The sequence below is a fragment of the Ktedonobacter sp. SOSP1-85 genome, from assembly GCF_016587415.1.
In the GTDB taxonomy this organism is placed as follows: Bacteria; Chloroflexota; Ktedonobacteria; order Ktedonobacterales; family Ktedonobacteraceae; genus Ktedonobacter.
Window position 1 is genome coordinate 917,712 of record NZ_BNJI01000002.1, and the last position, 21,863, is coordinate 939,574.

Here is a 21,863-nt window from a genome sequence, read left to right on the forward strand (position 1 = left end):
GGCTTGCAAAGATATGCTGCCCAGGCAGTTAATTGTGAAAATGCAACTGGCCGCGTTCGCAAATTCGCAAATCGACCTGGATTGGTCGATGTTAGCTCCTCTCGGCTGTGGGGGCGGCTCCAACGGATTGACGACTGATCAACTGGGTGGCGATCTCGACACGTGCAGGCGTGGCTTCGGGTCGATGGTAGCGGTCAATCAGCCGACGAGTGGCGAGCAGGCCCATCTCTTTACAGTCTACCCGCATGGTTGTCAGGGAGGGAGTCAGGAGGGAGGCGGTGGGAATATCATCGAAGCCAATAACCGAGACATCTTCGGGAACGCGCAACCCTGCCTCTTGCAGAGCGCGCATGGCGCCAATCGCGCTGGCATCGTTGGCGCAGAAAATAGCGGTAAATAGGATCTCGCCGCTCGTCAGGAGATCGCGCAAGGTGTTCTGCACATGCTCAACGCCGAGGGGACATTCGATGACAAGGCGGGGATCAAAAGGGATATCGGCCTCTTGCAAAGCCGAACGATAGCCTTCATTGCGGCGGTAAAGCGTGCGCCGGTTGACTGTGGTGGGTTTGGTGATATGGAGAATATGGCGGTGTCCTTGAGCGATAAGGTGCCGGGTGGCCTGGAGACCTCCGCCAAAGTTGTCTGGTAGAAATGTATCGACCGGAAGGTCGCTCTGATCCACGTTGATCAAGGCTGTTGGGATGTTGAGATTGAGCAACTGCTCAACAATTTCGCGCTCATTGACGCTGATCAGCAGGGCGCCCTCTACCTGGCGCTCGCGAATTTTCTTGAGCATGAAGGCCGTACCAGTTTTGTTCTCCTCAAGAATAGAGTAGCTAAGCTGAATGTCGTGTTGGCGGCACTCTCCCTCCACGCCCTGGAGGATATCGGTGTTGAAGGTGTCCAGGTCTGAGCCCGGGTTAAAGGTGGTTGTGAAGAGACCAATGTGTTCTAACCTCGCCGTGGACGCGGAATCGTAGTATCCCAGTTCCGTGGCGATACCCATGACGTGGTGCCGCAACTCAGGGCTAATGCCTGGTACATTGTTGAGTACACGGGAGACCGTACTGATCGAAACGCCAGCCCGCTCAGCGATATCGCGCTGGTTGATGCGCTGGAGGGGCAGGCTTTGAGAGAAAGTTCGTACTTTCATTTTCGCTCCTTGTCTTTGCTTCTCGCGCCTGCGGCGCCCGCCAGGATTAATGGTGTGGTGGAGGGACGGTTGCCGAAGGCAACCATCCCTCCACCACACCATTAATCCTTTTTTGTATATCGATTGCAATGATTATTTGCAATTTATTCTACATTGGGTTTGCTTGAATTGCAAGTATTTTTCGAAATCGCTCAGTTTATTAGGTCGATTCTTCAAGATCAAAGCGGTTTTTTATGGCTTAAAAGGCAATTTATGGGAAATGCTGTAAAAATTTCGCAAATATATTGCAAAAAAATCGTTGAAAAATGCGCAATGATTTGCGTATACTTGACAGCATAGATTGGCTCTTGCAAAAATATTTGCGTGAACATCCCACCCAAAGGAGGGTTATTTCGATGTCCTTACGCCGTTTGCGCTTGTCCCATGTGGGCCTTGCATTGTTGCTCTTAATTGGTCTCATGCTGGCTGGTTGTGGTGGCTCTGACTCCTCAGCTTCGTCGGCTACCCCGGACAAACCAGTCAACTTGACCTTCTGGAACTTTAACAATCTCCAGCAATCAACGGTCGATGCCTTCAATAAAAGTCATCCACTTATCCACGTGACAATGAATGTCATTCCCGCCGCTCAGCTCTATCCCAAGCTAGAGGCAGCTATCAAAGCTGGCAATGCACCGGATATCACACGCGTTGAGTACCAGATGCTGCCCACAATAGAGGCGACTGGTGGCCTGGTCGATATCTCCCAGTTTGGCGTGGGGAGCCTGAAGGATCAATTCGTTCCCTGGACCTGGAACCAGGTGACGCGTGGCAATGCCATCTATGCCCTGCCTATGGATACCGGCCCCATGGCGCTGGCCTATCGCACAGATATTTTCCAGAAATATCATCTCTCAGCTCCCAAGACCTGGGATGAGTTTGCGCAGGATGCCGCGACCCTGCATGCCGCCGATCCTAGCCTCTATATCACTAACTTCCCAAGCAATAACGCCGCCTGGATGGAGGCCCTGGCCTGGCAGGCTGGCGGGCGCTGGTTCAGCCCCGCGAGCGATGCCTGGAAGGTCTCTATTAATGACGCTGGTACATTGAAGGTTGCGAATTATTGGCAGAAGCTGATCGATAGCCATATAGTGGCGACCGACTCGGATGCCAGCCCGGTTTTCTCCCAGAACCAGATCAATGGAAAGCTGGCGACCGTTTTGACGCCTGCCTGGAATACCAAGTATATCGCGAGTGGTGCGCCCCAGAATAGCGGCAAGTGGGGACTGGCGCCTCTGCCCCAGTGGGTCGCGGGTCAGCAGGTTTCCGCCAATATGGGTGGCTCGACCAATGCCGTGACGACCAGTTCCAAGTATCCTGAGCAGGCGGCTGAGTTCGTCAAATGGATCAGCACGAATAGCCAGGCTCTGACCGAGCAGGTAAACACGCAGAAGATCTTCCCCTCAACCAATGCGGGCCTTGCTCTCAAGCCGCTGCATTCGCTGAATACCTACTATAATCAGAATATCGTAGACGTTTTCAAGACCGCGTCGGAACATATTGATACCTCCTTTACTTGGGGACCGTCCATGCTCCAGACGAACTCTGACTATGGAGACATGACCAAGGACGTCATCTCGGGCAAAGAGACGCTTGCCTCCCTGCTGAATAGCTTGCAGACAAAAACGGTAAGCTCTTTGCAGCAACAAGGGTTTAGCGTCCAGAAGTAGTCACTAATTTGCTTGGATGCTCCCCGCCCATGCAGGAGGGCTAGGTAGGTGCGCCCTTCAGAAGCACTACCTAGCCCTCCTGTCGGGCAGGGCCTTTCAAAGGATGGTGAGGGTAGGTGCGTCCTTCAGAAGCACTACCTGATCTGTTTCCCTTTCTTTCCATCATCTTTACCCCTAGAACGAAGGGAGTTGTGCTATGGAAGCCCAGGTCACTGACGTCGTTGTCGCGCCTGCGACGGCGACGTTGCGCCGCCCGCAGCGTGTGCGGCGCGCATCGCGACTGCGCTCTCTCATTCCCTATCTCTTTCTCTCACCAGCCATCGTGCTTTTTCTCTTGTTTTTTGTGCTCCCCCTGGGCTATGCCGTCTGGCAGAGCCTCTTTCGGCTCCAGCGTGATGGCCTGGGCCTGGGCGCTCCCAAGCAGGTCTTTACTGGCCTGAGCAATTATCAGCATGTCTTGAGCGACCCGGTGGTCTACCAGGGACTCGGGCGTGTGCTGTTGTATAGCGTACTGCAGGTGCCGATTATGCTGGGCCTGGCCCTGCTCCTGGCCTTGTTGCTGGATAGTGCGGTTATCCGCCTGCGTGCCTTCTTCCGCATCGCGTTTTTTCTGCCCCATATCATCCCGGGCGTGGTTGGCGCGCTGCTCTGGGCCTTCCTCTATAATCCCCAGTTCAGCCCGGTGCCACAGGCCCTGGCGGCTCTGCACCTGGGTGTGGTCAATTTCCAGAACCCGAACCTGGTGCTGTTGTTAATTGGGAATATTGCCGTCTGGGCGGGTACTGGCTACCAGGTGCTGATTATTTTCTCTAGCCTGCAAGCCGTTCCCACTAGCTTGTACGAGGCATCGAGCCTGGATGGCTGTTCTGAATGGCAGACTGCTTGGTTTATTAAGGTACCGCTGATCTTCCCGGCACTGGTGCTGACTGGTGTGCTTGCCATTATTGGTGCCCTGCAATTGCTGATGGAGCCACTGCTCCTGCAGACCGTTTTGAATGGCATTACGTCGAACTTTACGCCGAACATGTATATGTATCAGATAGCGACGGGTGGCGGAAACTATTACTATGCAGCGGCCCTTTCAGTGGCTCTGGCTCTGGTGACTGGTATCTTCTCGTTCAGCGTTTTGCGGCTCGTCCGCCGGAAGGCAGGAGTATAAGCACTATGGCTTCAAATGCCCTCTCTAATCAGGCCACCACGCGGCAGCGGCGCTCGGGTTTACAGATCACGCGCGTTGCACTGTATGTCATCGCGGGCGCGGCGACTCTCTACTTTCTCTTCCCGCTGGTCTGGCTCCTGATGGCTTCGACCAAGAATAACTCAGATCTATACACATCATCCGCCTTCTGGTTTGCGCACTTCAATCTCGTTGCCAATCTCCAACAATTGCTGACCTACGATAACGGTATCTATCTCCAGTGGATGGGCAATACCTTTCTGTATGCCTTTGGGAGCGCGAGCCTCAGTATTCTGATCTCAGCCCTGGCCGGGTACGCCCTGGCCAAGTTCACCTTTCCCGGCAAGAAGCTGATCTTTAATGTGATCGTCTGCGCGGTCCTGGTGCCCGGCACGGTGCTGGTGCTCCCGCTCTACCTGCTTATGAGCAGCGTGCACCTGGTAAATACCTACTGGTCGGTCCTGCTGCCATCGCTGTTTAGCGCTTTTGGCATCTGGTTCTCGTATATCTATGCGGACGCCTCGATTCCCAGGGAGCTATTAGAGGCGGCGCGTATGGATGGCGCGGGCGAGTTGCGCATCTTTTTTACCGTAGGCCTGCGCCTGATGTCGCCAGCGCTGGCGACCGTCTTTCTGTTCCACTTTGTAGGCGTCTGGAACAGCTTCTTCCTGCCACTGATGATGCTGAGCAATGAACATTTGTATCCCTTGTCTGTAGGCTTGTACCTTTGGAATCAAGTCGGCACGGACGCTACCTACTCGCTTACAAACCTGATGATTACTGGCTCGTTGCTTGCTGCCCTGCCAATCGTGCTGAGCTTTGTATTCCTCCAGCGCTACTGGCGGAGTGGTCTCTCGCTTGGCAGCATCGTTGGGTAGCTACATATTCCTAGATGGAGAACCTGATCGTGATTTCTGTTGATACACGTCCAGCTGTCGCTATGCTGGTAGACCCGAAATGGCGGCAGCGCATCTTCTCACCCGCGAGCCTGGAGAGACTCTCCATGTTCGCACGCCTGATTCCAGACACAGAGGTCGCCCTCTCTGAGGAGCGCCTGCCCGAACTGCTCAACGGAGCTGTAGCCTGCCTAACGGGCTGGGGGACGCCCACGCTGACAGATGCGACCTTGGAGCAAGCACCCTCACTGCGCCTCATAGCACACACGGCGGGAAGTGTTCATCACCTGGTCCCTGAGACCATCTTTGAGCGCGGCGTGCGCGTGACGCATGCCGCTGCCGCCCTGGCCGAAGGGGTCGCGGAGTTCACTGTCTTACAGATCCTACAAAGCCTGCGTCGCCTGGACCAGTTTGAGCGGCGACTGCGCGCTGGCGAGCCGTGGCATGTGCTCTCGCATACGCCGGGTCATCTATTGAGTACCCAGACCGTGGGCCTGGTAGGTGCCAGCCGTATTGGGCGTGATGTTATCGGACTCCTGCACCCCTTTGGTTGCCGCCTGCTGATGTTTGATCCCTATCTCACGCCAGAAGAAGCAAGGGAAATGGGCGTGGAGCTGTGTGAGCTGGACGACCTCTTTGCCTCCTCCGACATTGTCTCCTTGCACGCGCCCCTCTTGCCCACCACACGAGGTATGATTACATCCAGGCACCTCGCGTTATTGCGTGACGGCGGTGTCCTGGTCAATACGGCGCGGGCTGGACTGGTTGACGAGGACGCACTGGTATGCGAACTGGTCTCGGGCCGCATCAACGCCGCTCTAGACGTCTTTGTACAGGAGCCGCTCCCCGACGAGCACCCTTTCCGCACTCTGCCCAACGTATTGATCTCGCCGCATGTAGCCGCCATGACCTGCGAGACGCTCCTGAAGCAGGGCGAGATGATGGTTGACGAGATATTACGCTTCCTGGCGGGCGAGCCACTGCTCTACGAAATTCGCCCCGAGAAGTTCGCGATTATGGCATAATATCAATATTTCGTCAAACTTGCGAAAGGTCGTATAAAAAATCGTGGGTACATTTACGCATAATGAAGAGCATTTTTTGTTGGATGGAGAGCCTTTTCGTGTGCTCTCGGGGGCGATGCATTATTTTCGCGTGCCACGTGCCAGTTGGGATGATCGCCTGTATAAGCTCAAGGCTATGGGCTTGAACACGGTGGAGACCTATGTGGCCTGGAATCTGCATGAGCCACGTCCGGGTGAGTTTCACTTTGAGGATAACCTGGGCCTGGCGGAGTATATCCGCTGTGCCGCGAGGCAGGGGCTGCATGTGATTGTGCGCCCTGGACCCTATATCTGTGCCGAGTGGGAACTAGGCGGCCTACCTGCCTGGCTGCTGAAAGATCCTGGGATGCGCCTGCGTTGTAGCTATCCCCCCTATCTCAAGGCAGTGGATCGCTTCTTTGATGCGCTGCTTGCTGAACTGGCTCCTTTGCAAGTTACGCGTGGTGGTCCGATCCTGGCTATGCAGGTCGAGAATGAGTATGGCAGTTACGGGAATGATAGTGAGTACCTGCGCTACCTGGAAGATGGCCTACGTGCGCGTGGTATCGATGTGCTGCTCTTCACCTCTGATGGCCCAACGGATGAGATGCTCCAGTATGGGACGTTGCCCCATATTTTGAAAACCGCCAACTTTGGCTCTAAGGCGAATGAGGCCTTTAGCAAACTGCGCGACTACCAGCCTGAAGGACCACTGATGTGCATGGAGTTCTGGAACGGCTGGTTTGACCATTGGGGGACTGAGCATCACATGCGTGACGCTCAGGATGCTGCGGCCACCCTGGACGAGATGCTGGCGGCAGGTGCCTCGGTCAATTTCTACATGTTCCACGGTGGAACGAACTTCGGCTTTATGAACGGCGCTAATTATATGGGAGAGCAGTACCAACCCACTACGACAAGTTATGACTATGACGCGCCCCTGAATGAGGCTGGTGATCCCACGCCCAAATATTTTGCCTACCGCGAAGTGTTGGGGAAGTATGTTGAACTGCCGGAACTGCCTCTACCCACGCTCACGCCCAAACAGGCTATTGGCAGCATCCAGCTTTATGAGTCGGTTGGGTTCTTTGAAGGGCTGCCCATGCTGGCGGAGCCTCAGCAAGCAGTCACGCCAGAACCAATGGAGTTCTTTGACCAGAACTATGGCTTTATCCTCTATCGCACAACCATTTCGGGTCCACGAGCCGAGGTGCCGCTGATCCTGCGTGATCTGCACGACCGGGCGCTGGTCTTTGCCAATGGCGCCTTGTTGGGAACCCTGGAGCGTTCTGTACCCTCACCCTCGCTGATGCTGAGTGTGCCCGCCAAAGGTCTGACCCTGGATATCCTGGTAGAGAACATGGGACGCGTCAATTATGGCCCTGATCTGTTAGATCGCAAGGGCATTACCGGTGGTGTACTGCTTGGACAGCAATATCTCTATCACTGGAATGTCTATCCGCTGCCTCTTGAGGATCTAAGTACTCTACCGTTCCAGGCGCAAGGCGCGCTCAAAGGTCCAGCGTTCTATCGCGCTACTTTTGAGGTGAGCAGCCAGGAGGACACCTTCCTCGCACTGCCCGGCTGGTCGAAAGGCGTGTGCTGGCTCAATGGCTTCAATCTTGGGCGCTACTGGCAGCGGGGTCCGCAACATACCCTCTATGTCCCTGGCTCCCTTCTAAAATCTGGAACCAATGAACTCGTAATCTTTGAGCTTCACGAGCCCGGTACCTGCACAGTCGAGTTCCGCGAGCAGCCCCATTTGGCTTAAGGAGAGAAGCTGAAGCTTGTAGTGTGTCATATAGGGTATCTGGCTATAAAGATGCCGAAGTCCATGGTAATGGTGAGCTCCTGGTCTTGTTGTAGTAGGCGCTCTACAGCTTCCTGGGCGGCGCGTAGCTTTGCGGCGTCCTGTTGCTCCTGCTTGCTCATGCCGGAGCGAACCAGGCCCAGGAGCAACTCGCGTTCATTGATCAGTAGCTGTTTCTCCATGTGATCCAGCTTTACGTGCGTGAACCAGCGCTCAAGTTGCTGGCCCCCGTTCTCGATGCTAAAGCCAAAAGGGCCGCCTAGCCAGGCGCCATAGCCGACCTGCTGCATAATCGCTCCCAACTCGGCGACGGCTCTATCACCGATCGTTGTGGCGTAGAATTTTCCGCTGGGCTTCAGCACGCGCCGCACCTCGGAGAGCGCTTTAGCCAGGTTGGGAACGTGATAGAGCATGGCGTTAGCGATCACGGCATCGAAATGGCCTGCTTTATAAGGAATGGCCTGGGCGTCGATGACCTGGTATGCGAAGTGCTCACCACCTTTTTCCAGATTGTGGCGGGCCGCCTCCAGCATACCCGGCGAGAAGTCCGAAAGCGTCACCTCCCAGGTTTGGGGTACACGATCCAGGTTCTCGCGCCAGAGAAAGCCGGGTCCACAGCCCAGTTCCAGCACACGACTCTGCTCCGGGATCTGAATATGGTCAAAGATCCAGCGATACCATGAACCCTGCATAACGCCCATCTGCTGCAAGGTTTCCACGCGCAGCGTGAAGTTTGTCGCATCGCGATACTGATCTTTAAGTAGATACTCCTGATTCGCCATATCTGACATAGGTAAAGCCCTCCACATACTAACTTCTCATCATGCCTCTACCTCTATTCTACATACTGATGGATGCCGGAAAACAATGCATGATACACCAGCTCAGAACCTGACCGAAACGTCATGCGCTGTCTTAGTAGCACATGGTATTTCGGGCTATGTACAAACAGCTTGTGTTTCTTGTCTAACTCTGCTATTGTGATATTTGCAAGCGTTTATGCGGACGCTTCTAAATGAGACGACTGTGACAGGAGGAGATCATGGCGAGAGACACACGCGCCCCACATGAGATACTTGAACATATCATCGAGGCGCGCGTTGCGCTCACTTCCGCCTTGTATGGCTTGAGCGAGGAGCGCTTGACGGATACCAGCGCCTTTGGTACCTGGTCGTGTAAAGAGATTATGGGCCATATTGGGCGCTGGGAAGAGGTCTGTTACCAGGTGATTCAGGATCATCTGAAGGGAATTGAGCCGACAGAGAATTACAGTCAGGAATTCCTGGCCTTTAATGATAGTTGGGAGTCTGAGCTGCGCACACTCTCGCTCTCCGAGGTCGTAACCCTCTTTGAAGTCGCCCACTATCGCCTCTTCGGCCTGCTTAATCGCTTACAACCAGAGCAATGGGACACTTTCGTGCGTGGCTGGACACAGGTCTGCACCTACGGTCACTTTGAAGAACATACCCACGAGATCCAGGCGTGGCGCAAATAGCCCGCTACTGGTGTACGCGGCTTGGGACTACGCCCTGGCGTATATGGCTACTGGAGTGGGATATAGCCAGAGGTTTTGAGGGATATGAGCATTGAGCTGGCCCAGGCGCGTACGCTATCGCAGTAGTTGTCGATGCCTGCGGCGATGACCTGGTTGGTGGTCATGCTCCATACTACTGGAGGATCGTAGGTGCCATGTGACTCGGGTGTTCCCTTGATCTTCCAGGTGCGCGCGCCTGAGTCGACTTGCGCGCCTCTCTGTTTGCGCACCTCCGTGGGGGTCGTGCCACGCTCCAAAAAGTCGGTGAGCAGAGTGAAGCCTGCGCGCAGCCCTTCTGGCGAATAGAGGCTCGGGTGTTGCAGGTGATAGCAGAGCACCGTAAGGTGGTGTACCGCCCAGTTTGCCGGTTGTTCGCTTTCCCAACCCAACATCTGGTAGAAATTCTCCTGGCACGTCTGTCCCTCCTGTACCTCCGCCCCACATTCAGGACAGCGTTGTGTTATCTCCATTATGCGTTCCTCCTCCTTTTCCTCCTCAGTATAACCAATCCTGGCGGTAGAGCGCTACTTGCGTACGCGCCTACACGATTCATGCCTGGTAATGTCCCCCCAACGAATGCCTACCTATTCTATCTTCTTTTTACCTGTGTAGGCGCGTACGCAAGTAGCGCATGTGCCCCTACAAAAAGTAGTAAAATATGATAAAAAGCTTGTTACCTGATGATAATACGCTTATACTATATTCGTGGGAATCAGAAATTGCAACTCTTGAGGAGAGGCATTTGTTCGGCTGTTAGATTTGTTTATGCGAATGTAGAGGAGTTTGTATTGATGGAGCGAGCGGAGTGGCTTAAGGCGTGCCGCCAGCGCAACGAAACGCGGATGGACACGCTTATTTCTCCTATCTATGATGAGAATTGGGGCGGCTATATCAACGGGACACACCTGCATATGCTTAACCGGTTGCTGGATGCCTCTCCGGTGGGTGGGAGCGTGCTGGACGCGGCCTGTGGCACGGGAAAATACTGGCCAGTTTTGCTGGAGCGTGGCTTTACCGTTGTGGGAGTTGACCAGTCTCAGGGGATGTTACAGCAGGCGCAAGAGAAGCATCCAGAGGTTGCAGTAAGGCATGTGGGTATGCAGGAACTGGATTTCGTGGATGAGTTTGATGGGATTATCTGCCTGGATGCGATGGAGAATGTCTTCCCCGAGGATTGGCCACGCATTCTGGCTAATTTCGCCCGGGCGCTCCACCCCTATGGCTTTCTCTATTTCACAGTAGAACTGGAGAGTGAGGAGAACCTGCGTCATGCCTTTGAAGAGGGGAAGAAGTTGCAGCTACCACTCGTCTATGGCGAGCATGGGCACGAAGGCTATTACCACTATTACCCCAGCGATGAGCAGGTCTGCAACTGGTTCACCGGGGCTGGCTTCTCCCTGCTGAGCACTGATGAAGGGGATGGATACCTGCATTATCTTGTAAGCAGGCAGCACTGACACTCAATTCTTTGTCCCTGTGGCGCATAGAGTAAGGGTGTATGGGTGGGAAAACGAGCATTGCCCATTTTTCCACCCATACACCCTTACTCTGTGAATTGGGATAGAAGAGGTTTAGAAGGCCTCTGGAAGTAATAAATAGCCATAGGTGTTGACGCAATACACATAAATGCCTGTGCCTCTGAGCTTGCTTCGAATACGATCTATGTGTTTGTCCATCATCATACGGACCTTGGCATCCATTTTACAGTTATAGGCCATTGAAGCCAGGTTGGCGTAGGTGACCGGGTTGCCATGTCGTAGTGAGAAGAGTAAACGGTACTCAGTCGATGTCAGCACAATCGTGGTATCGCCAATTGTTACCGCCCGCTTTTCTAGATCCCATGCCATATCTTTCACTCGTTCCCCTTTTTGCTTATAGGTTTCCATTGAATTAAAGTAGCGATTAGAGATTGTCATATGTAGAGTGCTTCCTTCCTGATCGATATGGGTTTGCGTATGTGCAAGAATCTCTAAAAAATAAAAGAGCAAGTTCACAGATACTATAGTACCTGATTGCTTGCTCTTTGCGCTTTGAACTACTTCACAATTTTTGGGCATTTCCCAATGGTAATGGGTTAATTAGTTCTCTTTCTTCTTTTGGCCTCCCTTTTGTTCTTCGGGCGATTGGAGTTCGCGTACTACGCGCTGTAAATCCTTATCATGGTGAAAGACGTCAGGGAGTGGTCCTTCAAAGGGATTCCCAAACACATAGAGTTGCTCAGGGTCGGATGTCTCCTCTATGGCCGGGTTTTCGCCCTGTTCTTCTATTGCGCTACTCTCTTGAAAGAGGTCTATTAAATCGCTCTGCACATCAAAGGGATTGGCGACCGCGCTTGGTTGTGCCCGTGTTGGCGCGATGGCTTCGATTTCTGCCAGGTCGTGCTTCACTGCTGTTTGCTCTGTTGTGTCTTCGCTGCCTGGTTTCTCCGTGCCTGCTTCGGATTGGAAAAATCCGAGGTCTTGTAAGACTGCTATTTGTTCTTGCTCGTTGGCTGGCTGGGGCTCCCGCTTTCTGCGAGCGGACCTGGCAATCCGTTGATGTTTAGCTGTATCTTCCTCTTCTTCAAAGGGATTCTCAATTATACTTGTGCCAGGAGGCGGAAGCGGAGCTTCTTCTTCTGCTTCAGCCTCTCCAGTAGTGGAAGCCTGTTCGGGCCTCGCTTCTGGCGTGAATGAGGGGGCCTGTGTCTCCTCTTCTTCCTCAAAAGGATTGGCGAGCTTGAGATTGTGTTGGGGAGACAGACGCGGGGTTGGACTGGACGTAAGCAATGACCCCATTTCCTGGCTGTGGTCTTGGTAGTCCTGGTTTATATGTGTTGGTATTGGTGTTGGCGGGAGAGGCTGTCTCTCCTGCTGTGTCCAGGTGCCAGACTGCATAGCCTGCGCTGATGCCGCCTGTTGTTGATATTGCTCTGCTGAGGTGACAGGGGGTGGCGAATACAGCGGAGCGGCGGGCCACTGCTGACTATTCGCGACTGGCTGCTGTGCCTCACTCATTGGCCTGAAATATGGCCGTTCTTGCCCTGGCAGGCCGGGCTGAGCTTTGCTCGATTGAGAGAGTGCAACAAGAGCCATAATTTCAGCACAAGCCAGCCTGAACCAGAGTATCCATGCCGCCAGGAGCAGAATTGATTGGAGGAATAGACAGAAGGCAGGCAACAGCAGTGTTGCCTGCGGGTGGGACCATAAGCTACTCCACTGCGCACAGACGCGTGTGAACTGTACCCAGGCTGTTGGGGGCCAGCCTTCCAGGCAGAGAATGAGTACCGCTGTCACCCCGATGGGGAGGCAGCGATACACAAGTTGTTTTTGTCGTGGCGTGTATGTTGGTTTTGACCTGCTCTGTGATGCCTGCATATGATTCCTCAGTCCCTACGACTCTGGTCAATAGGCGTAAGCGATCCCTGCACTACTGTCTGCCCATTTGGCGGCCTGCGCCCATTTTTCTGCGGGGCATGCCCATTCGCGAGGTATTCTAGCTGTTCAATGCTATCTTCGATGTTGGCTGCATGAGCCGTGCTTGCCTGCAGAGTTGTGTTCGCCATTTCGGCCTCTTTGGGAGAGGCCACAACCTCCATAGGTGTCCAGTTTTTGGTGGCGAAAAGTCCCTCGCCACGCCTGGCCGCCAGCAGGAAATTGCGCTGTCCTCGACTCAAACGGAAGGTGCGTACCACCGATTCTATGGTTGAAGAATCCTGCTTCATCAAGAACTTCATGGTTGCCATGGCTAGAATCGTCCTGCCCTCTTCCGTGCCCAGGAAGTCGTCGGAGTTCTGGGTTGTACACCAGAGGCCGCCACCATACTTACGAATTCTCCTGGCAAACTCCGCGAGGAACTTCGCGCCTTGCGGGAACTGCATGAGTAGCCAGGCCTCGTCGATCAAGATAATGGTATTGCGATCCATCGTTCCTTCGCGAGCCTGGCGCATCTTGGTCCAGAGGAACTCAGTGATGAGAAAGAGGCCAATGGGTTTCAGCGTATCATTTAACTCGCGAATATTGAAGTCGACAAAGCGATTATCCAGAATGATGCGTGTACGAGCCGGGAAGAGGTGCAAATAACGCTCTAAACGCTCGCTCAGGCCGAAGGTATCCTCGCCCACTCCGAAGCGCTGATCTCCACGTGAGGCGCTGGACATGATTACAAAGAACTCCTGCATATTGGGTGGAGTCCGATGATGGGTCGCGCTATCCATGGTGATGCCCCGGTTCTCATAGGTTTTGGTCAAGCACCTATAGAGGAAGGCTTTCTCTTTCTGGGTCAGCATACCGCTATCGGAGAGCAGTAGCTCAAGGAGACTGACCAGGTTGATTAACTTCTCGCGGAAGAAATTGGCCTCATCGTCTTGCTCCTCCTGTTCGGTCTGGCCTGGGCGCTCGATAGCGCTATACAGATCAAAAGGATTGAGTTGTAACGACTCGGAGGAGAGGCGTACATATTGCCCTTTGACCTGGTTGCAGAGATTGTTATATTCGGCTTCAGGGTCGATGACATAGACATTGCTCGTTGGGAGCAGGCGGCATGCGACTGTCTTGAGGAAGAAGCTTTTGCCGGCGCCAGACTTGGCGAAGACCACCATATTGGCGTTCTCCAACTCCTGGCTATTAAAGGGATTGAGAATGATCAGGCTTCCATTGGGGTGAATGCCGAACATGACTCCTGTGTCCATGCTGATATCGCTACCAGTAAAGGGATAGAAAGTCGCGGCAGAGCCTGTGCCAAAGAGACGCGCGCGCCCGAGTTGATTATCGCCATCAGGGAGGCAGCTTAAGAGTCCGGCGTGATGCTGCCAGTGGGCGGGCAGGGCTCTAAAATCAAGGCTGCGGATAGCCGAGATGAGGCGATTATTGCGCTCGCTCAATTCGCGACGGGTGCGCGCGCGTACCTGTACGAAAAGCGACATGGTAAAGATGCGCTCATCCCCGCGTGCCAGTTTTTCGCGCAGGGCCTCAATATCATTAAGCGCGATAGCGTCTGTGGGATCGGCGGATCTGCCCTGGCGCTGCGAGGCCAGAATCGAGCCACGGAACTCCGTCGCCTTCTTGCCCAGGCGCGCCGTGACCTGCTGAGGCGAGAGGGGCGAGATATGAATGCTAAAATCGACATGTGGCTCATCGACCTGGATGATAGCATCAAGCCAGCCGGGATAGACACTACGCGGGTAATTGACAAAAGCCAGGGTGCGCACAAACTCGTGCCCCATCTCACCCGCGATGCGCACATACCAGGGAAAGACCTCGATGCTACTGGGCGCGATAAGCTCAGGAATACTTACAAAATCAGGCGTTTTCTGTTTGGCCTTTTTCTCGCGCTTCTTTCCCTTTTTACCCTTCTTGCCGCGTTGTTCTTCCTCCCTGGAGGCCTCTTCGTTTAACTCCTCAAGCGAATATGTCCCTGGATTGAATGGCGTCTGTTCGCGCGCTGAGCCCATCAGGTTATTTGCCCCGTTCACCAGGTTATCGCTCATGGGGAACTGGCGGGCCTCTTCTGAGAGAAGGCACTGCTGGTAGAGCTCGATAATCTCTTTATCGTTCAAGCGACGCCCAGAGAGTCCCAGGCGCTCTAACTGGCGTAAGAGTTCTTCTGAGCGTAATTTGAGCTGTGTCTGGGCGTTGACCAGGGCTTCGGCCTGGTTTCTGGTTATGGTGGCGTCCGCGGGAATAATAATATAGAAGTTGCGCTTCACCAGAGCGCGTTTAGATGCCAACTGGCGCACGAAGTGGGCGTGATCATGCATGACGTCCGCGAGGTCGCCCTGGGTGTCTTCCAGTCCTCGCAGATAATTGTCGAGTTGATGTGGCAGATTTTTGATAAGGATCTGAATAGGAAATGACAACCCATTGAGAAAGCTTTTAAAGCCCTCAATCAGTGCATCCTGATCTTCTTCAGACATAAGCGAAAAATTGACGGTTTGGATCTTGAGAATGGAACGGTACTCACGGACCTTCCTGCCGAAGCTTAAACACGCCACATCGCCCGCAGCTTCACGCAGTCGCACGAATGTCTTGATCACATTGCCGGTTCCACTTATCATCTGGCTAGGTGTCTGCGGGACCGTTAGCATAATAGGAACTCCTTGCGCTATTCGAGAAGATCTTCTTCTTCGTTTATTTGCTGCTTCGTCTTTTTCTGTGCCTCCGCCAACGCGGGGTTCTCCCTGGTATCATCATCCTCTAGAGGTTTATAGATAAAAACCCTGGGCATACCGATATAGAGGAGCCAGCACATGGCCCACTCCTCCAGCGGACGTTCCGCGATAGGGACCATCGCGATCACAAGCGCCAGCAGGGCTGGAATGCAAGCGATAATGACGCTTGCCACCCCCCACCAGGCACCAGGCAGCAGGGGAGAGATACTCCCCCAGAGGGAGTATCCACCCACGATGCCACATACGATGATGAGCAGCTCGCGCCCGGTTCGTCCAAATATCACCTTTGGCTGCTCATTGAGAAATGTTGGTATCTCCTCTTTCTGCATCAGTAAACTCCAATGCGATTACTTTTGGAAGGCGTTTTGGAGAAGGGTGGAGAGGCCAGCTCCTAGCAAGATGATGATCAGGCCAATAACCGCCGCCGTCAAGGCCATATTGGACATAGCCACGCGCCTATCGCTACCAAAGGAAAGTATGCGCATAATGCCCGCGCCTATTATACCGATCAGGAAGATCGTAAAGCCAAGTACATAGACAAGGCTTCTAATACTATTCGCAAAATTTACAATATCCTTATAAGGATCACCAGTTGATTTAGGATCTCCAGGTGTTGGAGGGGGTGCCAGGTGCTGGAGGGCCGAAGAAATATTATTGAATACAGGAATAATCCCATGCACCTGATTCAAAACCAGGTGTGGATCAATCATCAGCTGTGCGATGTGAAGCAAGAACATAAGCTCGTCGTCCCTTTCTCTTTGATGAGTAATACCCTACCGTTGCATCTTAACTTCTATATAGGCAAAAATCAATCTACCAGCGCATATTAGCCATATAGAAGCTAAGATTCTATGAAATACGTAACAAATTACGAGAATTTGTGGATTGTTGCGTCCCTTTCTCACGCCTCCCCGTTGGGCATAAACTTTCTATAGGCACCACTGGTATAAGTTGCCCAGGGATGAAAGCTTGTGCCCTTGCTACTGATGCGATAAGCCTGCTCAAACGAGCATTTAGGGTCAAAGGCACACGCATCGCTTACTTCGCTGTGCCAATAATTGTTGATCTGCATGATGCCTCTATCTAAGGTATGGTGGGTATCAGTATTCCTTAGACAGGCCTTGGGATTGAGGCTACTCTCGGCATGTGCGATTGCTACAACCACCAGGAGCGAATGCCCGGTAAAGCCCGCCTGCGCGGCAAGAGCACGTGCTTGCGCATCCGAGAGCGGTGGTGCGTTTTTGTCGCATTTTGCACCTCCCGGCGATCCCGCCGGGATGTCGGGAGAAACGATCGCAGTTGCGTCGCGCCCGCCATGTAGGCTGTATGGGCCAACTTGCGAAACCTTATTGCTGTAGTTCCCTTCAATACTAATGACTTTACCGTCTGGCTCCACCTCGACAATAATTCCGACATGACCATGCGGACCCTCGCCGGTGCTAAAGATAATAGCATCCCCTGGCTGTGGGTTCGACAGTCCTTGATGAAGGGTGCCATGTTTCCTTCCATAATCCATGAAATCAGGAACATAGGCTGTGCTATAGTCGATACTGGCCTGTCGCCAGGTCCAGGTTGCGAAAAGGGCACACCATTCCTCACAGGGGCCGTAGTGGTTGCAATTATTTCCCCACTCTTTATCGCCAAGCCGCGAACGCGCTGCCGCTACGATTTTAGCGCGAATATCAGAACCATCACTCGATGCATGGAAGGGATCTCCCCACTTCTGACTCAGGGCCTGGTTATGGATAAAGCCCTCAATTGTAAATGAACTCCATCCAGACTGCATCAGGCCAGAAGAGTTGATTGACCAGCGCATAAAGGTGAGATGGTCAGCCGCGTTTTTAGTATAGTTGTTGGGGGCATTGGCCTGGACCATATATACATAGCCGTTTTTTCCGCCCTGGGGGGGATCGACGCCAGCGACCATGGCGATATGCCCGGCGGGATTGGGACCTGCGAGCACCACCAGGTCACCAGGAGACGGCATACCCGTGCCATTCGGGATGTAATTCCAGCCACGGCTTTCATAGGGTGCGCGATTTGTCCAGTATTCGTGCGCTGTCCCCTGGGATGGAAGGTCGACGCCTGCCACCAGGAACGTTGTATGGATAAAGTAGGCGCACTGCATGGGATCGAAGTCCGGCTCGTCCGGTATTGAACCTCCACCTTGCTGCTTCAACTTGTTTATCACGACCTGCATTACCGGGTTGCTGCGGTCAATGACATTGAGGCTGCCCTTTGAGTTCTCTTTCAAGACACGCTCAATGGCGACACCCACCAGGACCGCGTTCTTAGAATTGATCATCTGCATAAGGTCGCCATCGAGCGTGTCGCTAGAGGTTGCGGGTGGGTTCATTTCGCTGTCATAGGCAGTCTTCATATTGGCTGTCCACCAACCTCCAATGCCCCCCAGGAGGAAGATGCCTCCCACGAGGAATGCGAACATGTGCAGGCCCAGCGTGGTTACAACGCCTCCAAGGGAGCCTAGTATGCCGCCACCCCCACCCAGGCTCCTCAGTCCCAGGGCACTACTGCCTCTACTGTTACTCATAGGTTCCTTCCTCTTGTTCCCTTTCTAACGAGCTGCCGCAGCGATGGATACCGCGCTAGACGCCACCTGGGTGATCATCTGAAACTGTGTAATTTGCATTGAGATGGTTGTTCCAACGGCATATCCCATCATTTGCCCGGTTGCCGTCAGGGTGCGCATTGGGGCATTTCCTATGAGCGAGGGAATACGCGCAACGAACCAGAGGCACGCGATACGCATAATGTCTCCCAGCGTTCCGTCCGACAGGTTGCCTATGGGATGCTGTGGATCGCCGCCCACAAAGGCCAGCATATTTCCCAATAAGACCTGAATTACAATTAAGGCCACCACCATCAGAAATTGCACCATGACAGTCGAGATAAAGCCGTGAAGCCATAGGCGTGCCACGGGCTGTCCTACCTTGCCGGGTAAGGCCCAGCAGGCGATGCCAAGAGGGGCAGTGATGATATACAGGTTAATAAAGAAGAGGCGAATGATCATCTGGCCCAGGAACATCAAGGCCAGGATTTTTGCCATCATTTGCGTGAAATCGCCCAATTTCTGTAGATTATCAAAGAGGTGCGTGAAGTCTAGTTTATCAGGTACAAGCTGAAAGGCAGTACCAGTGGCATCATTCTCACACGAGTAAATGATCGCGTCTCCCTGGTAATCGCCTCCCTCCATGCCGATACCAACTCCTCCCCCCTGGAAGAGGAGACTCATGTTGCTTTCAAGCGTGTTAGATTGGTCTCGCCATGTATTATCCTCCACAGAGTAGTCGTGACTCCCAAGTTCATCCATTTTCTTTTTGTCTTTGGCCCAGTCTACAAACCATTTCGTGTGATTGTCGCCGAAGTAGTCAAAATCTTTCAGTAGATCGGGCGCCATTTTTTTAAGCTCATTTTTATCGGCGTCCGATATCGTGGTTGAGTGCATTAGGAAGTTGTTAGCGCGGTCTCTGACAGTGGTGTAGACAGGAATATCCTGGGTTTTGGCGCTTGTGCCAAAGACGGTTTTACGCCTGTCCGTGTCATAATTGATTCTGCCGAGCGTGCAGTGCATATCTGGATTAAATTGCGTCAAATCCTTGGCAGTTGAGGTCTGTAAACCAGGGGGGACTGGCCACTTCTTCGCCGCATCTTGCCAATTGGGCATGGGCATCTTTTCATATTGCTGCTCTGTCTGTGAATCCGAACCCATATTATCGAAAAATACATGTAAAATGAGATCTTTCCTGTCGCCAGCGCCAAAGCCAGAGGCCGAGCGATGAATATTTGGATTAGTTTGTGCAAATGTATAGATGCCTTCGGTCATATTATTGTTAAGCCCAATCATCATGGTCATAAATACCAGGCTGATGTGTGCCACGATGATCGCCAGCAATACTCCAGGTAAGTTTTCAATTGCGCTGGAATAGCGAAAGACGCTGCCTGCGAAGATCAATTTCAGCCCATTGAGTGCGATAACGAGTGCGAGCAGCATATCTACAAGAGCGAGCATCAATTGCCAGAGTGCTCTGACACTATCGTTATCGATGGTGATATCGGCTGGCGTGAGAAAGAAGAGGGCGTTCCCTTTCGAGATAGGATTCTGGATCTTGTTATCGCCTGTGTAGGTCCCAGGGTTTCCATTTCCCTCCAGGCAGTTTTTATCATATGGTACGGGGGTACCAGGAACAGGCGTAATGTCACAGGGATTGGGGCTATCAGACGTGAGATGAGAGGCCTGCTCAAAGGGAGCCGAGATGGTGTTGACTCCCATTATGGTGTCTGGCAAGTGTAGGTGTGGCGTGGCAGTGGCGATAGTGTACTGGAAAGTAGGGAGCAGCCTGAAAAAGAGCATGCCCATATTCGCCGCTAACACAATACATGCCAGTGCCAGGTACCACCACCAGCGTTTCTTCTGCTGACCGCGTTTGAGCGGGCTTGTTCTTTTTATCTTTAGCATATGTAAGCTCATCTTTTTTTCTCAAGCTGACCGACTCAATAGTAGGGTCCAAGCTGGCTTGGACTCCGAGCGTAGCGATCTCCCCACGCTGGGATCGGCCTGCGGGTCGAGCGAGTCCAAGCCAGCTTGGACCCTACAACTGCCCTAACGGGCGAATGAGGCTACGACTCCGACAGCGCTGGTGACTGCTTGCATGACCATTTGCGCGCGTGCTATCTGTCCTTGTACTGTGGTTACAGCCACCTGTCCCAGCATCTCTCCCGCCATTGACATGATGTGCATGGGAGCATTACCAAAGAGCGAAGGCATGCGCATGACAAACCAGATACAGGCAATGCGCATAATCTCGCTCAAAGTGTCGTTTGACAGGTTGCCTATGGGATGATTGGGATCGCTTCCGACAAAGGCCAGCACGTTCCCTAACAAGACCTGAATCGCGATCAGAGCTACCACCATCAGAAACTGCACCAGGACCGTCGAGAGAAAGCCCTGCAACCAGAGCCGGGTCACCGATTGTCCTATCTTGCCTGGCAAGGCCCAGCAAGCGATGCCGAGTGGCGCCGTAACGATATACAAGTTAATGAAGAAGAGGCGTACAATCATCATTCCCAACAACATCAAGGCCAGTAGCTTGCTAAATACCGATACGCCACTTATGAGATCCTGTAAATTTTTAAAAAGATCCTTGAAGTTCAGGTCATCTGGCACAAGCTGAAAGCTATTTCCTGTCGCATCGTGCTGGCAGCTATACTCAAGCATGTCGCCTTCGTGCGGCGGTACGCCTTGCAGCAGCTTGTGAATATTGGCGCGTAGCATACCTTCGCCGCCGCGACCATAGCGATCATCCCCCAGGCGGTTTTTCTCGGCCTGTGGTATATCCTGACCATATTGATTCCAGGCATCGTCCATCTGTTTATCCCAGGACTCCTGGGATGGAGTCCCTACAAAGGCATCGTTATACCAGGCCAGGCGATCACTGCCACTGCTGAACTCTTGCATATCTCTATCGATTCCTGTCAATATACTGTCCAGCGCTGTTTGTACGCCATCGGGAACCTTTGAACCATCATATTTTTTTAGATCATCGTTGCGTTGTTTAAAAAGATTGTATAAACCACCATTTTGATAGTCGCCATTGGGGCCAAATATTTGCAACCTTAAATTGCTATCAAAGTTTGTCCATTCCCAGGTGCAGACCAGGTCCTGAAACTGCTTGATGTCTTGATCTGTCTGAGGCGTTCCCCACTGTTTCGCGGCCTCTTGTGGGGTAAGGTTGGGATCCCCATTGAAGCTTGACCCCATTTTTTCATTGTATGAGGGAAAGAGCACGTGCAGGTACAAATCCTGGGTCTTGCCACCATTTTTAAAGCCCGAGGGCGAGCGATGGATCGCGGGATTGTTCTGTGTAAAGTTATAGATGCCCAGTGTCATTGAATTGCCGAGACTGAGCATGGCGAGTATGAAGGCTAAACTGACATGCGCCGCGATAATGGCCAGGAGCACCCCAGGAAGGTTTTCGACCGCCTGCGCATAGCGAAAAGTTGTTCCCGCCATAAGGACATACAGGCCATTGAGCATAAGCGTAAGCACAAGGAGAATATCTACAATAGCCAGGATCGACCCCCAGAGCAAGTTTATCTGGGGATTGGCGATACTGACTTCGTAAGGCGTAAAGAAGAAGAGAAGGCTTCCTTTCGCGATAGGGTTCTGAATTTTAGGATCTGAATTCTGTTGCGTATAGGTACTTCTCCCCTTGAGGCCATCCAGACATTGTTGGAGCTGAGTAGTGGACGCTCTACAAGCCTGGGCGAGATCCGCACATTGTGTTGCTGTAGGATCATTTTTACAATGCTCCACGATATCTTGCACACATTGGGCATACTGGGTGGCATCCTGTATCCCCCCGCAGGGATCAGCCT

General features: G+C 53.0%; 18 protein-coding genes. 7 read left to right on the plus strand and 11 right to left on the minus strand.

Annotated elements, in window-relative coordinates; translation table 11 throughout:
• Positions 1 to 91 precede the first annotated feature (91 nt).
• On the minus strand, positions 92 to 1,153 hold the full coding sequence (locus KTE_RS32220) for a LacI family DNA-binding transcriptional regulator (RefSeq protein WP_201388833.1): 1,062 nt from the start codon (positions 1,151 to 1,153) through the stop codon (positions 92 to 94).
• A 395-nt stretch (positions 1,154 to 1,548) separates the two neighbouring features.
• On the opposite strand from KTE_RS32220, the gene KTE_RS32225 reads away from it, so the two are divergent.
• The 5 genes from KTE_RS32225 to KTE_RS32245 all read left to right on the plus strand — a co-directional run bounded on the left by KTE_RS32225 (position 1,549) and on the right by KTE_RS32245 (position 7,746).
• Positions 1,549 to 2,859, plus strand: a complete 1,311-nt coding sequence (locus tag KTE_RS32225; protein ID WP_201388835.1) for an ABC transporter substrate-binding protein — start codon at positions 1,549 to 1,551, stop codon at positions 2,857 to 2,859.
• Positions 2,860 to 3,055: 196 nt separating this feature from the next.
• A complete protein-coding gene (locus tag KTE_RS32230; RefSeq protein ID WP_201388837.1) occupies positions 3,056 to 4,018 on the plus strand; it encodes a carbohydrate ABC transporter permease in 963 nt (320 codons plus the stop codon).
• Between the two features lie 5 nt (positions 4,019 to 4,023).
• Positions 4,024 to 4,914 carry a carbohydrate ABC transporter permease gene (locus KTE_RS32235; protein WP_201388839.1) on the plus strand — a complete coding sequence of 297 codons (891 nt, stop codon included), beginning with the start codon at positions 4,024 to 4,026 and terminating at the stop codon, positions 4,912 to 4,914.
• A 29-nt stretch (positions 4,915 to 4,943) separates the two neighbouring features.
• A complete protein-coding gene (locus tag KTE_RS32240; protein WP_201388841.1) occupies positions 4,944 to 5,957 on the plus strand; it encodes a hydroxyacid dehydrogenase in 1,014 nt (337 codons plus the stop codon).
• Positions 5,958 to 6,000: 43 nt separating this feature from the next.
• Positions 6,001 to 7,746, plus strand: coding sequence for a beta-galactosidase (locus KTE_RS32245; RefSeq protein ID WP_374226832.1), 1,746 nt, complete (start codon positions 6,001 to 6,003; stop codon positions 7,744 to 7,746).
• Between the two features lie 26 nt (positions 7,747 to 7,772).
• Here the strand turns inward: KTE_RS32245 and KTE_RS32250 are convergent, their stop codons facing one another.
• Positions 7,773 to 8,576, minus strand: a complete 804-nt coding sequence (locus tag KTE_RS32250; RefSeq protein WP_201388844.1) for a class I SAM-dependent methyltransferase — start codon at positions 8,574 to 8,576, stop codon at positions 7,773 to 7,775.
• Positions 8,577 to 8,827: 251 nt separating this feature from the next.
• Between KTE_RS32250 and KTE_RS32255 the strand changes: the two genes are divergently transcribed.
• Positions 8,828 to 9,280 (plus strand): DinB family protein, encoded by a 453-nt coding sequence (locus KTE_RS32255; RefSeq protein ID WP_201388846.1) that lies wholly within the window; start codon positions 8,828 to 8,830, stop codon positions 9,278 to 9,280.
• Between the two features lie 47 nt (positions 9,281 to 9,327).
• On the opposite strand, the gene KTE_RS32260 is transcribed toward KTE_RS32255, so the two are convergent.
• Positions 9,328 to 9,789: a DUF5946 family protein gene (locus KTE_RS32260; protein ID WP_201388848.1), complete on the minus strand. Its 462-nt coding sequence runs from the start codon at positions 9,787 to 9,789 to the stop codon at positions 9,328 to 9,330.
• Between the two features lie 321 nt (positions 9,790 to 10,110).
• Between KTE_RS32260 and KTE_RS32265 the strand changes: the two genes are divergently transcribed.
• The gene (locus KTE_RS32265; protein WP_201388850.1) at positions 10,111 to 10,776 is read left to right on the plus strand and encodes a class I SAM-dependent methyltransferase; all 666 of its coding nucleotides are present in this window, start codon (positions 10,111 to 10,113) and stop codon (positions 10,774 to 10,776) included.
• A gap of 114 nt (positions 10,777 to 10,890) precedes the next feature.
• Here the strand turns inward: KTE_RS32265 and KTE_RS32270 are convergent, their stop codons facing one another.
• The 8 genes from KTE_RS32270 to KTE_RS32305 all read right to left on the minus strand — a co-directional run bounded on the left by KTE_RS32270 (position 10,891) and on the right by KTE_RS32305 (position 21,813).
• Positions 10,891 to 11,235 carry a response regulator transcription factor gene (locus tag KTE_RS32270; protein ID WP_201388852.1) on the minus strand — a complete coding sequence of 115 codons (345 nt, stop codon included), beginning with the start codon at positions 11,233 to 11,235 and terminating at the stop codon, positions 10,891 to 10,893.
• A 162-nt stretch (positions 11,236 to 11,397) separates the two neighbouring features.
• The gene (locus KTE_RS32275) at positions 11,398 to 12,675 is read right to left on the minus strand and encodes a hypothetical protein (protein ID WP_201388853.1); all 1,278 of its coding nucleotides are present in this window, start codon (positions 12,673 to 12,675) and stop codon (positions 11,398 to 11,400) included.
• Between the two features lie 8 nt (positions 12,676 to 12,683).
• Positions 12,684 to 15,383 carry a VirB4 family type IV secretion system protein gene (locus KTE_RS32280; RefSeq protein ID WP_201388856.1) on the minus strand — a complete coding sequence of 900 codons (2,700 nt, stop codon included), beginning with the start codon at positions 15,381 to 15,383 and terminating at the stop codon, positions 12,684 to 12,686.
• 17 nt (positions 15,384 to 15,400) lie between these two features.
• Positions 15,401 to 15,796 carry a PrgI family protein gene (locus KTE_RS32285; protein WP_201388858.1) on the minus strand — a complete coding sequence of 132 codons (396 nt, stop codon included), beginning with the start codon at positions 15,794 to 15,796 and terminating at the stop codon, positions 15,401 to 15,403.
• Positions 15,797 to 15,814: 18 nt separating this feature from the next.
• On the minus strand, positions 15,815 to 16,204 hold the full coding sequence (locus KTE_RS32290; RefSeq protein WP_201388860.1) for a pilin: 390 nt from the start codon (positions 16,202 to 16,204) through the stop codon (positions 15,815 to 15,817).
• A 164-nt stretch (positions 16,205 to 16,368) separates the two neighbouring features.
• Positions 16,369 to 18,018: a CHAP domain-containing protein gene (locus tag KTE_RS32295; RefSeq protein ID WP_201388869.1), complete on the minus strand. Its 1,650-nt coding sequence runs from the start codon at positions 18,016 to 18,018 to the stop codon at positions 16,369 to 16,371.
• A gap of 24 nt (positions 18,019 to 18,042) precedes the next feature.
• The gene (locus KTE_RS32300; RefSeq protein ID WP_201388871.1) at positions 18,043 to 19,944 is read right to left on the minus strand and encodes a hypothetical protein; all 1,902 of its coding nucleotides are present in this window, start codon (positions 19,942 to 19,944) and stop codon (positions 18,043 to 18,045) included.
• 144 nt (positions 19,945 to 20,088) lie between these two features.
• Entirely contained in the window at positions 20,089 to 21,813 is a 1,725-nt protein-coding gene (locus tag KTE_RS32305) for a hypothetical protein (protein ID WP_201388873.1), read from the minus strand.
• Between the last annotated feature and the right edge of the window lie 50 nt (positions 21,814 to 21,863).